At 68.5% G+C, this 12,131-nt stretch carries 12 protein-coding genes; all 12 read left to right on the top strand.

The features are described 5' to 3' along the window. The first annotated feature begins 38 nt into the window (after nt 1-38). The 12 genes from alaS (at nt 39) to HCT51_RS08295 (ending at nt 12,077) form a co-directional block, all read left to right on the top strand. The gene (gene alaS, locus HCT51_RS08350) at nt 39-2,696 is read left to right on the top strand and encodes an alanine--tRNA ligase (protein WP_166871819.1); all 2,658 of its coding nucleotides are present in this window, start codon (nt 39-41) and stop codon (nt 2,694-2,696) included. A gap of 1 nt (nt 2,697) precedes the next feature. Next, nucleotides 2,698-3,150 (top strand): Holliday junction resolvase RuvX, encoded by a 453-nt coding sequence (gene ruvX / locus HCT51_RS08345; protein ID WP_166871822.1) that lies wholly within the window; start codon nt 2,698-2,700, stop codon nt 3,148-3,150. 8 nt (nt 3,151-3,158) lie between these two features. Beyond that, a complete protein-coding gene (gene mltG / locus HCT51_RS08340) occupies nt 3,159-4,388 on the top strand; it encodes an endolytic transglycosylase MltG (protein WP_166871824.1) in 1,230 nt (409 codons plus the stop codon). Nucleotides 4,389-4,395: 7 nt separating this feature from the next. Continuing rightward, complete coding sequence (locus HCT51_RS08335; protein WP_166871827.1) at nt 4,396-5,226, top strand: shikimate dehydrogenase; 831 nt, start codon at nt 4,396-4,398, stop codon at nt 5,224-5,226. A 34-nt stretch (nt 5,227-5,260) separates the two neighbouring features. Continuing rightward, on the top strand, nt 5,261-6,469 hold the full coding sequence (aroC, locus tag HCT51_RS08330; RefSeq protein ID WP_166871831.1) for a chorismate synthase: 1,209 nt from the start codon (nt 5,261-5,263) through the stop codon (nt 6,467-6,469). A 3-nt stretch (nt 6,470-6,472) separates the two neighbouring features. Next, nucleotides 6,473-7,015, top strand: a complete 543-nt coding sequence (locus HCT51_RS08325; RefSeq protein ID WP_166871835.1) for a shikimate kinase — start codon at nt 6,473-6,475, stop codon at nt 7,013-7,015. After that, entirely contained in the window at nt 7,012-8,088 is a 1,077-nt protein-coding gene (gene aroB, locus HCT51_RS08320; protein WP_166871837.1) for a 3-dehydroquinate synthase, read from the top strand. Before HCT51_RS08325 ends, aroB begins: the two co-directional genes overlap by 4 nt. An 86-nt stretch (nt 8,089-8,174) precedes the next feature. After that, nucleotides 8,175-8,738 (top strand): elongation factor P, encoded by a 564-nt coding sequence (gene efp / locus HCT51_RS08315; protein WP_166871840.1) that lies wholly within the window; start codon nt 8,175-8,177, stop codon nt 8,736-8,738. Beyond that, nucleotides 8,738-9,151 carry a transcription antitermination factor NusB gene (gene nusB, locus HCT51_RS08310; protein ID WP_166871843.1) on the top strand — a complete coding sequence of 138 codons (414 nt, stop codon included), beginning with the start codon at nt 8,738-8,740 and terminating at the stop codon, nt 9,149-9,151. Before efp ends, nusB begins: the two co-directional genes overlap by 1 nt. A 155-nt stretch (nt 9,152-9,306) precedes the next feature. Further along, nucleotides 9,307-10,125 (top strand): ABC transporter ATP-binding protein, encoded by an 819-nt coding sequence (locus HCT51_RS08305; protein ID WP_208322708.1) that lies wholly within the window; start codon nt 9,307-9,309, stop codon nt 10,123-10,125. A gap of 63 nt (nt 10,126-10,188) precedes the next feature. Continuing rightward, entirely contained in the window at nt 10,189-11,223 is a 1,035-nt protein-coding gene (locus tag HCT51_RS08300; RefSeq protein ID WP_166871846.1) for an aliphatic sulfonate ABC transporter substrate-binding protein, read from the top strand. Continuing rightward, complete coding sequence (locus tag HCT51_RS08295; protein WP_166871849.1) at nt 11,220-12,077, top strand: ABC transporter permease; 858 nt, start codon at nt 11,220-11,222, stop codon at nt 12,075-12,077. The genes HCT51_RS08300 and HCT51_RS08295 overlap by 4 nt, the downstream gene beginning before the upstream one ends. The last annotated feature ends 54 nt before the right edge of the window (nt 12,078-12,131 follow it).

Genomic DNA, 12,131 nt, shown 5'->3' with positions numbered 1-12,131 from the left:
GCAGGTCCGGTTTCCCCGCCAACACCCATCAGGACTCCATGCAAACCGCTGACATCCAACGCCGCTGGCTCGACTTTTTCGGGCAGCGCGGACACACCGTCGTCCCCTCCGCCTCGCTGGTGAGCGACGACCCGACACTGCTCTTCACCGTCGCAGGCATGGTGCCGTTCATCCCGTACCTCACCGGACTGGTGCCACCGCCGGTTCCCCGCGCGACGAGCGTGCAGAAGTGCATCCGCACGCTGGATATCGACGAGGTGGGCAAGACCACCCGGCACGGCACGTTCTTCCAGATGAACGGCAACTTCTCGTTCGGCGACTACTTCAAGGAGCAGGCAATCGCCTACGCCTGGGAGCTGCTGACCACCCCCGAGCGCGACGGCGGACTCGGCTTCGATGAGAAGGACCTCTGGGTCACCGTCTACGAGGACGACGACGAGGCTGCGGGCTTCTGGAAGAAGATCGCCGGGCTTCCGGATGAACGCATCCAGCGCATGGGCAAGGCAGACAACTACTGGCACACCGGGCAATCCGGACCGGCAGGGCCCTGCTCGGAGATCTACGTCGACCGCGGACCCGCGTACGGCCCCGACGGCGGTCCCGCCGTCGACGACACCCGGTACATCGAGATCTGGAATCTCGTGTTCATGCAGTACCTGATCGACGACGTCACCTCCAAGACCGACTTCCGCATCGTCAGCGAACTGCCGCGCAAGAACATCGACACCGGCATGGGCATGGAACGGGTCGCGTTCCTCAAGCAGGGCGTCGAGAACTTCTACGAGATCGACCAGGTACGCCCGGTGCTCGATCGGGCGGCCGAACTGTCGGGACGCCGCTACGGCGCGAACCACGACGACGACGTGCGGATGCGCGTGATCGCCGACCACGTGCGCTCCTCGCTGATGCTGATGTCCGACGGCGTCACCCCATCGAACGAGGGCCGTGGCTACATCCTGCGCCGGCTGATGCGCCGCACCGTCCGCGCGATGCGCCTGCTCGGCGTCGAGGACCCCACCTTCACCGAGCTGTTCCCCGCCTCGCGCGACGCCATGAAGGCGTCGTACCCGGAGGTGGAGACCGAGTTCGACCGGATCAGTCGTCTCGCGATCGGCGAGGAGGAAGCGTTCCTCCGCACCCTCGCCAGCGGAACCAACATCCTCGACCTCGCGGTCGCGAAGACCAAGTCCGACGGCGCCGAGCAGCTGCCGGGTGACACCGCGTTCCTGCTGCACGATACGTTCGGCTTCCCGATCGACCTCACGCTCGAGATGGCGGACGAGGCCGGGCTGTCGGTTGACCGTGACGCGTTTGACAAGCTGATGGCCGACCAGCGCGCCCGGGCCAAGGCCGACGCGAAGGCTCGCAAGACCACGCTCGCCGACCTGTCCGTGTACAGCGCCTTCCGCGCCCAGGGCGAGACGGTGTTCACCGGCTACGAGTACCTGCAGACGGAGAGCTCCGTGCTCGGCCTCATCGTCGGCGGCGAGAGCGTAAGCCGCGCGGTCACCGGCGACATCGCCGAGGTCATCCTCGCCGAGACGTCGTTGTACGCCGAGTCCGGCGGCCAGGAGTCAGACGCCGGCAGCATCGTCGGCGCCGGATTCGACCTCGAGGTGCTCGACGTGCAGCGCCCGGTCAAGGGACTGATCAGCCACAAGGTGCAGGTGCGCGCCGGCGAGGTCGGCGTCGGCGACGCCGCCACCAGCGTCGTCGACCCGGCCTGGCGTCAGGCCGCGACCCAGGCGCACTCCGCCACCCACCTGATCCACGCGGCCCTGCGGCAGACCCTCGGCCCGGATGCGCACCAGGCCGGTTCGTACAACAAGGCCGGCTACATGCGCCTGGACTTCAACTGGAACAAGCCGCTGTCGCCCGAGACCCGCACCGAGATCGAAGAGATCGCGAACAACGCGGTGCACGAGAACCTCGAGGTCGTCACCCGGATCATGCCGCTCGATGAGGCCCGCCAGCTCGGTGCCATGGCGCTGTTCGGCGAGAAGTACGGGCAGACCGTGCGCGTGGTTGACATCGGCGGCCCGTGGTCGCGTGAACTGTGCGCGGGCACCCACGTCAGCCGCTCCGCCGAGGTGGGATTGATCAACCTGATCAGCGAATCCAGCATCGGCTCCAGCAACCGACGGGTGGAGTCCCTGGTCGGCCTCGACGCGTTCCGCGACCTCGCCACCGAGCGCACCATCGTGTCGCAGCTGACGTCGACCATGAAGACACCGCGTGAGCAGCTGCCCGAGCGCATCGCCGACCTGATGGCCAGCCTGAAGGCTGCCGAGAAGAAGATCGCCCAGTTCGAGTCCGCTGCGCTGTCCGGGCGGGTTCCCTCGATCACCGAGACGGCGACCCGGCTGGGGGAGAACACCGTGGTGCTCGAGAACATCGGCGAGATCGCCTCGGCCGACGACATCCGGAGCCTCGCCACTGCCGTGCGGGAGCGTCTCGGCAGCGATGCCGCCGTGGTCGCCCTCGCCGGTTCGGTGTCGGGCAAACCGGCCATCATCGTCGCCACCAACGCCGCCGCTCGCGCCAACGGGGTGAAGGCGGGCGCGCTGGCGAAGCTCGCTGCCGGCATTCTCGGCGGTGGCGGCGGCGGCAAGGACGACCTGGCGCAGGGTGGCGGGTCGAACGCGGCCGCGATCCCCGCCGCGATCGACGCGGTGCGGTCCGCGCTCGTCCGGTAGCGTGCGCACCGGAAGACGACTCGGCATCGACGTGGGCAAGGCCCGCGTCGGTGTCGCGGTGAGCGACCCGCACGGCATGCTGGCGACGCCGGTCGCCACCGTGCAGCGGGCGGATGACTCGGTGCGGCGGGTGCTGGAGCACGCCGCGGAACACGAGGTGATCGAACTGGTGGTGGGGCTGCCCCTGTCGCTGTCCGGCGGGGAAACGCCCTCGACCGCGGACGCTCGGGAGTTCGCCGCGCAGCTGGCCGCCGGCACCGACGCCCCGGTGCGGCTGGTGGATGAACGGCTGTCGACGGTCACGGCGCAGTCGGCGCTGCACGCCACCGGCCGCAACACCAAGAAGTCCCGCTCAGTCATCGACCAGGTTGCCGCCGTGATAATTTTGCAACACGCTCTGGACACCGAACGTTCGGGCGGTACCCCGCCCGGCAGCATCGTCGCCCCCGAGTAAGGATCACAGTGGCCCTAGAACCGAGCTGGGACGAGATGTTCACGCCCTCGCCCGACGCGCAAGCCCAGGCTCCGCAGGGGCCGGCCGCTCCGGCGAGCCGCCGGGCGCTGCGTGAGGAATCCGGTTCCCGTAGCAGCGGAGGCGGCCGATCGGGTCCGCCTCGCCGGAAGCGGCGACTGGGCTGGTTGTGGGCACTGATCGCCGTGGTCGCGGTACTCGGCGCCGGCACCGCGGCAGTCTGGTTCACGTTCGAGGACCAGGTGCGGTCGGTGCTCGGCTGGGAGCTGCCCAACGACTACGAGGGCACCGGCAACGGCGAACCGGTGACTGTCGTGATCGCCGAGGGCGACTTCGGCGCCGACGTCGCCCGCAGCCTGGTCGAGGCCGGCGTCACCATGACGTACGACGCCTTCTACGACCTGGCCGTGGCCGAGAACCCCACCTTCAGCCCGGGCGCTTACTCCCTGCAGAAGCAGATGAGCGCAAAGGCCGCCCTCGCGGCCCTGCAGGACCCCGCGAATCACGTCACCGCCACCGCGCTGATCCGGGAGGGCATCACGCTGCCGCAGATCTTCGCGGCACTGAGCGAGGCCACCGGCGTTCCCGTGGAGGACTACGAGGCGGCGGCGGCAGACCCCACGGCGTTCGGCATCCCGGCCGAGGCGCCCAGCCTCGAGGGCTACCTGTTCCCCGCCAAGTACACGTTCGATCCCGGAATCAGCGCACACGACCAGATCGCACACCTCGTGAACACGATGATGCAGCGCCTCGACAAGCTCGGCGTGGCACCGGAAGACCGTCAGCGCGTTCTCACCACGGCGTCGCTGATCCAACGTGAGGCGCGTCAGTCAGACGACTTCTTCAAGGTGTCCCGCGTCATCCAGAACCGTCTGGACACCGGGATGATGCTGCAGTTCGACTCCACCTCCCACTACGGTTTCGCCGTCACCCACGGCACGAGCTCCGCCGGTGCGACGGTGTTCACCACCGACGAGGAACGCGCCGACCCCAACCCGTTCAACACGTACGCGCACACCGGGCTGCCGGCCGGACCGATCTCAGCGCCCGGCGACGTGGCACTGGATGCCGCGCTGCACCCGGCCGACGGAACCTGGATCTACTTCGTCACGGTCAACCTCGAAACCGGCGAGACCGTGTTCACCACCACCACCGCCGAGCACAACGCGGCCGTGCAACAGCTGCGCACCTGGTGCAAGACCACCGACTTCGACTGCTGACGCGTCCATGACGACACAGCTCGCCGTTCTCGGCTCCCCGATTGCGCACTCCCAGTCGCCGGCGCTGCACGCCGCCGCGTACCGCACGCTGGGCCTGGACTGGTCATACGAACCGATCGAGGTGACCGAGGACACCCTCGCCGCGTTCGTCACCTCGCGGGACAGCAGCTGGCGAGGGCTGTCCCTGACGATGCCGTTGAAGCAGCAGGTGCTTCCGCTGCTCGACCGGGTCGACGAGCTCGCCACCCTGACAGGGGCGGCGAACACGCTGCTGTACACCGACGGCGGGCGGTTGGGGTTCAACACCGACGTCTTCGGGATCACCGAGCCGCTGAGAAGCGCCGGCCTCGACTCGGTCGAGTCTGGCGTGATCCTCGGGGCGGGGGCGACGGCCGCATCCGCACTGGTCGCACTGTCCCAACTCGGCGTAGACACGGTAACCGTGGCGGCCCGCAGCCCGCAGAAGGCGTTCCACCTGGTTGATCTCGGTCTGCGGGTGGGCGTGCGCGTGGATGTTCGTGAACTGGCGGATGTCGCGGCATTAGATGCCGATGTGGTGGTCAGCACCCTGCCGAACGGCGCCACCGTGAGCCTCGACTTCGCCGAGCGGGTGCGCCAGAGCGCCGTGCTGTTCGACGTTGCATACAAGCCCTGGCCGACCGGGCTCGCGACGGCCTGGTACCAGGCGGAGGGCACGGTGGTGCCCGGCATCGAGATGCTGATCGGGCAGGCCCTGCTCCAGGTGCGCATCTTCGTTCAGGGCGACGCCAGCACCCCGCTGCCCGATGAAGCCACCGTGCACGCGGCGATGCGCGCCGCGGTCGGAGTCCAGGGCTGAAATCCGAACGCTCCGGCTGTGGGAAGATTGAACAATGCTTCGATGGTTGACCGCAGGTGAGTCTCACGGCCCGGAATTGATTGCCGTCCTGGAAGGCCTGCCGGCCGGTGTGCCGGTGCGGCTGGAGGACCTCCGAGCCGACCTGGCCCGCCGCAAACTCGGCTACGGGCGCGGCGCGCGGATGAAGTTCGAAGAAGACGAACTGCACCTGTCCGGCGGCGTCCGCCATGGCTTCAGTCTCGGCAGCACCATCGCGGTGCGTGTCGGCAACACCGAATGGCCCAAGTGGGTCGACGTGATGAGCCCGGAGCCGGTCGAGCCCGAGAAGCTCACCGGCGGCCGCGGTGCCCCGCTCACCCGGCCACGCCCCGGCCACGCCGACCTGGTCGGCATGCAGAAGTACGGCTTCGACGAGGCCCGTCCGGTGCTCGAGCGGGCAAGCGCCCGGGAGACCGCCGCGCGCGTCGCCCTCGGCGCCGTCGCCAAGTCGTTCCTGGCTGAACTCGGCATCCGCCTGGTCAGCCACACCCTCTCGATCGGGCCGGTACGCGTGCCGGAAGGCAGCCCGCTGCCGCACCCGGACGATGTCGCCACGCTCGACGCCGATCCGCTGCGCTGCTTCGACCCCGCCACCAGCGAACTGATGGTCGCCGAGGTCGATGCCGCCCACCGGGACGGTGACACCCTCGGCGGCATCGTGGAGGTGCTCGCGTACGGATTGCCACCGGGACTCGGCTCATACGTGCACTGGGACCGGCGTCTGGACGCCCAACTGGCCTCAGCCCTGATGGGCATCCAGGCGATCAAGGGCGTCGAGGTCGGCGACGGCTTCCTCACCACCACCCGCCGCGGCTCAGCCGCGCACGACGAACTGGTGCAGGCCGGCGACACGATCGCCCGGCTGAGCGACAAGGCGGGCGGCACAGAGGGCGGCATGTCCACCGGCACCGTGCTGCGGGTGCGCGCCGGCATGAAGCCGATCGCCACCATCCCGCACGCGCTCCGCACGGTCGACGTCGCCACCGGAAGCGCCGCTGCCGCGCACCACCAGCGCTCCGATGTCTGTGCCGTTCCGGCGGCCGGCGTCGTCGCCGAAGCCATGGTCGCGCTCGTTCTGGCGAACTCGGTGATCGAGAAGTTCGGAGGCGACTCCGTCGCCGAGACCGCCCGCAACCTGCAGGGCTACCTCACCGCCATCCCGGACGCGCTGCGCACCGGCGACACCTCGATCTCGGTCGACTAGCCCATGGCCACTCCGATCGCCGTCTTCATCGGCGCGCCCAGTTCCGGCAAGTCGAAGATCGGCAAGCGGGTTGCGCGCCTGCTCGGCGTGCCCTTCATCGACACCGACAAGCGGATCACCGCGCTGCACGGCGAGATCACCGAGATCTTCGCCACGCACGGAGAACTGCACTTTCGCGAACTCGAACAGCGGGTGGTCGCCGAGGCGCTCACCGAAGAGGCCATCGTGTCCGTCGGCGGCGGCGCCGTCATCCACGAACTCACCCAGGCGGCGCTGCGCGACCAACGCGTGGTGCTGCTCACCACCACCGCCGACGCCGTGGCGGCGCGGATCACCAGCGGCAAGCGCCCGCTGCTGAAGGACGGCGGAGTGGACGCGTGGATCAGGCTCGTCGAGGCGCGCCGGCCGATCTACGAACGCCTCGCCGTGCGCACCTGGGACACCTCCGCCCGCCCGATCGACACCATCGCCGCCGAGATCGCCGACTGGCTGGCCGCCGAGCTGCCGCAGCTGACGGACACGCACCGTAAGGACACCGAGAAATGACCGACACCACCGTCATCACCGTTCCCGGCCTGGAGCCGTACGACGTGCGCATCGGCCGCGGCCTGGTCGGCTCCATCGCCGACCAGCTCGGCAGCAAGGTCAAGAAGGTGCTCGTCGTGCACGCCCCCACCCTGGGTGCCCGGGCGGAAGCCCTGCGCGAGCAGCTGTCTGGGCAGTACGAGGTGCTGCTGGCCGAGATCCCGGATGCCGAGGCGGCCAAGCGCATCGAGGTGGCCGCGTTCTGCTGGCAGATCATGGGACAGACCGACTTCACCCGCTCCGACGCGGTCATCGGCCTCGGCGGGGGAGCGACCACCGACCTGGCCGGGTTCGTCGCCGCCACCTGGCTGCGCGGCGTCACCCTGATCCAGGTGCCCACCACCGTGCTCGGCGCCGTCGACGCCGCCGTCGGCGGCAAGACCGGGATCAACACCAACGAGGGCAAGAACCTGGTCGGCGCCTTCTACGCACCCGCGGCCGTGCTCGTCGACCTTGACCTGCTCGATTCGCTGCCGAAGAACGAGATCCTCGCCGGTTTCGCCGAGATCGTGAAGGCCGGATTCATCGCCGAGCCGGAGATCCTCGACATCATCGAGGCCGACGTCGACGCCGTCACCGACCCGACGACGCCGCAGTTCCGCCGCGTGGTCGAGTTGGCGATCGGGATGAAGGCGCGCGTCGTCGGTGTCGACTTCAAGGAGTCCGACCAGCGCGAGATCCTGAACTACGGACACACGCTCGGTCACGCGATCGAGCACGCGGAACGCTACCAGTGGCGTCACGGTGCCGCGATCGCGATCGGCATGGTCTTCGCCGCGGAACTATCCCGCCTCACCGGGTCGCTCAGCGACGAGGCCGTCGACCGGCACCGCAGCATCCTGGAATCCCTCAGCCTGCCCACCACGTACCCTGTCGGTCGCTGGCGCACGCTGCTGGCCACCATGAAGCGGGACAAGAAGGCCAGGGGCAGCATGCTGCGCTTCATCGTGCTCGATGACATCGGCCGCCCCTCGGTGCTGACCGGGCCAGACGAGTCGCTGCTGTTCGCCGCGTACCAGGAGATCGGCCGCTAACCGACTGTCCTCAGGTCTGGCGCGCTAAACTACTTCGCGGGCATTTTCTGCCGACTGACTTTCTCCCAACTGAATGGATTTCTTTCATGGCTTCTACCGCTGACATCAGGAACGGCGTCGTATTGAAGATCGACGGCCAGCTGTGGACCGTGATCGACTTCCAGCACGTCAAGCCCGGTAAGGGTGGCGCGTTCGTGCGCACCAAAATGAAGAACGTGGTCTCGGGCAAGACCGTCGACAAGACCTACAACGCCGGCACCAAGATCGAGATCGAGAACGTCGACCGCCGCGACTTCACCTACCTGTACCAGGACGGTGACTCCTTCGTCTTCATGGACACCGCAGACTACGACCAGATCAACGTGTCGAGCACGGTCGTCGGCGACGCCGCCAACTTCATGCTCGAGAACCAGTCGGTCACCATCGCGCTGAACAACGGCAACCCGCTCTACGTCGAACTGCCGGCATCCGTTGTGCTCGAGGTCACCTACACCGAGCCTGGCCTGCAGGGCGACCGGTCGAGCGCCGGCACCAAGGCGGCCACCGTGGAGACCGGGTACGAGATCCAGGTTCCGCTGTTCCTCGAGACCGGCACCAAGGTCAAGGTCGACACCCGCACGGGTGACTACCTCGGCCGCGTGAACGACTAGTGAGCGCTCGCACCAAAGCGCGCAAACGCGCCCTCGATGTTCTGTACGTCGCCGACATCCGCGGGCTTCCGATCGCCGATGTTTTCGCCGATGAATCGCTGCGCGCCGCGGAGCGCCCGGAGCGGTCCTCGTCGTGGGGCTACGCCGCCGACATCATCACCGGCGTGAACGACCACCTCGACGAGATCGACGAGCTGATCGAGACATACGCGCAGGGCTGGACCATCCAGCGGATGCCGGTGCTTGACCGCGCGATCGTGCGGATCGGCATCTGGGAGATCCTGCACAACGACGAGGTACCCACCGTCGTCGCGATCTCGGAGGCCGTCGAATCGGCGACCGTGCTGAGCACGGAGGACTCCGCCGGGTTCGTGAACGGCCTGCTCGCGCGCATCGCGCAGCTCGCGGAGTAACCACCGCCCTGTAACCACACCACCATCGGCCGTCGCCGGCGCGCTCATCGCGCGTCCGCGGCGGCCTTCGGCGTTTAAAGAGCACGCGCGGCGTTTCGTGTCGCTGTGTTACGTGAGGTTTATGCCACTTCGCGCTGCGGCAATAACGTGAGGGTGTGACGTTGACAGCCGCTGCCCCCACCCGCACGAACCGCGCCCTGAGCGTGTCACTGCAGGGCGTAGGCCGCGCCTTCGCGAACGGCGCCGGCGCCGCCCGCCCGGTGCTCCGCGACGTCAGCATCGACATCGTCCCCGGCGAGATCGTCGCCCTGCTCGGCCCGTCCGGCTGCGGGAAGTCCACCCTGCTGCGGCAGATCAGCGGCCTCGACTTCCCGGATGCCGGTGAGGTCAGCATCGACGGCAGCCGGGTGACCGGAATCGACCAGCGCAGCGCGGTGGCCTTCCAAGAGCCGCGCCTGCTGCCGTGGCGCACCATCGAGCGCAACGTGGAACTGGGACTGCCGAAGGGCACCCGACGGGCCGACGGCCGCGCCAGGGTCGCCGAACTGCTGAAGCTGGTCGGCCTCGCCCACGCCAACACGCTGCGACCGCGCGAGGTATCCGGCGGCATGGCGCAACGCGCGTCGCTGGCCCGCTCGCTGGCGCGCAACCCCGGCGTGCTGGTGCTCGATGAGCCGTTCGGCGCGCTCGACGCCCTCACCCGGCTGCGCATGCAGGACCTGCTGCTCGAAATCCACGCCGCAGAACCGGCCACCATCGTGCTGGTCACCCACGACGTCGACGAAGCCCTCTACCTGGCCGACCGGGTCGTGCTGCTCGGCTCGGAACCGGGCATCGACGGCGCCACCGTGCGCCGCATCGTGACCGCACCCGGCGACCGGCCCCGCGACCGCGGCGCCGCCGCCCTCGCCGAACTCCGCGCCGACCTGCTCGACGGACTCGGCGTGCCCAGCCACCACACGGCACAGCACTAGCACCCCCAGCACGACCAGCACTTGCACCAGCACTCACAGCACTCACCAGATCAAGGACCCGATATGAAACAGCGCTCCATCCTCAGCCTCGCCGCCATCGCGGCCGCCGGCGCCCTCATCCTCACCGGATGCGCGGCAGGCGAAGGTTCCGCCGTCGCCCCGGCGGAAGAGAAGGCGGCCGACGGCTGGTCGACCGACACGCTGAACATCGACTTCGCCACCTACAACCCGCTCAGCCTGGTGGTCAAGGAGCAGGGGCTGCTCGAAGAGGCGCTCGGCGCCGACGTCACCGTCAACTGGGTGCAGTCCGCCGGGTCGAACAAGGCCAACGAGGCGCTGCGCGCCGGCGCCGTCGACGTCGGATCCACCGCGGGCTCGGCCGCCCTGCTGGCCCGCTCCAACGGGTCACCGATCCAGGTGATCGACATCTACTCGCAGCCGGAGTGGGCCGCGATCGCCGTGCCCGCGACATCCGACATCGACTCGGTCGAGGACCTTAAGGGCAAGTCGATCGCCGCCACCAAGGGAACCGACCCGTACTTCTTCCTGCTGCAGGCACTCGAAGAGGCCGGCATCGGCATCGACGAGGTCGAGATCCAGAACCTGCAGCACGCCGACGGCAAGGCCGCGCTCGAATCCGGCGCGGTCGACGCCTGGTCGGGACTCGACCCGCTGATGGCGACCAGCGAGATCACCGCAGGCTCGAAGCTCATCTACCGCAACATCGACTTCAACACCTACGGCTTCCTGAACGCCACCGAGGACTTCATCGCCAACTCGCCGGACGTGGCGCAGGTCGTCGTGAACGCCTACGAGAAGGCCCGCGAGTGGGCGCTTGCGAACCCGGACGAGACCGCGGCGATCCTCGCCGAGGTCGCCGGCATCGACATCGCGGTCGCCGAGAAGGTGCTGCTCGAGCGCACGGTGCTCGACCTCGACCCGATCCCCGGCAAGACCCAGCGCGACGTGCTCGCGATCGTCGGCCCGATCTTCGTCGAGTCCGACGACGTGGCCAACCAGGGCCTGATCGACGACGCGCTCGACTCGCTGTTCAACGACACCTTCGCGTCGAAGGCTGACGCTTCGGCAATCGGATGACAGTGACCCTCGATTCGCACACCGCCGAAGCAGCCCCCACCGGGGCTGCTTCGGCAGCGCCGATTCCGCCCCGGAACACCAGCAGAACCACACCACGCCGCTCCCGCAGGGCTTGGGTCATCCTCGGCGGCTTGCTGCTGCCGCTTGTCGCGCTCGCGAGCTGGCAGTGGCTCTCCGCCAGCGGCACGGTTCCCGCATACCGTCTGCCGTCACCGGCATCCGTATGGCAGGCCGGAATCGACATGACCGTCGACGGCGTGCTCGGTCAGCACATTGCCATCTCGACACAGCGGGTGCTGCTCGGCTTCCTCATCGGCTCCGTCGTCGGCCTGATCGTGGCTGCTGTCGTGGGGCTGTCCAAGGTCGGTGCGGTATTGCTGAGCCCGTCGCTCGGGGCCCTGCGGGCGGTGCCCTCGCTGGCCTGGGTGCCGCTGCTGATCCTGTACCTGGGCTTCAGCGAGGACCAGAAGGTCACCCTGATCGCCATCGGCGCCTTCTTCCCGGTGTACACCACCGTCGCCTCGGCCCTCCGGCACGTCGATCCGCAGCTCGTCGAGCTGGGACGAACGTATGGGCTGGGTCGGCTCCAGCTGCTGCGGCAGGTCCAGTTGCCCGCGATCATCCCGACCATGGTGTCGGGGTTGCGTCTCGCGCTTGCGCAGTCCTGGCTGTTCCTGGTGGCCGGCGAACTGCTCGGCGCGTCGATGGGACTCGGCTTCCTGCTCACCGATTCGCAGAGCAACGGCCGACTCGACCGGATGTTCCTGACCATCATCCTGCTCGCGGTGCTCGGCAAGGTCACCGACGCCCTGATCGGTCTGCTCGAGAAGTACCTGCTGAAGCGCTGGGGCTGATCCGCGCGCATGCAGGCGCTGCACCGGAAGCCGGTGCAGCGCCTGTATGCTGGA

It is taken from the genome of Salinibacterium sp. ZJ450 (genome assembly GCF_011751885.2).
GTDB lineage: Bacteria > Actinomycetota > Actinomycetes > Actinomycetales > Microbacteriaceae > Ruicaihuangia.
This window is presented reverse-complemented; position numbering and strand designations above follow the sequence as displayed.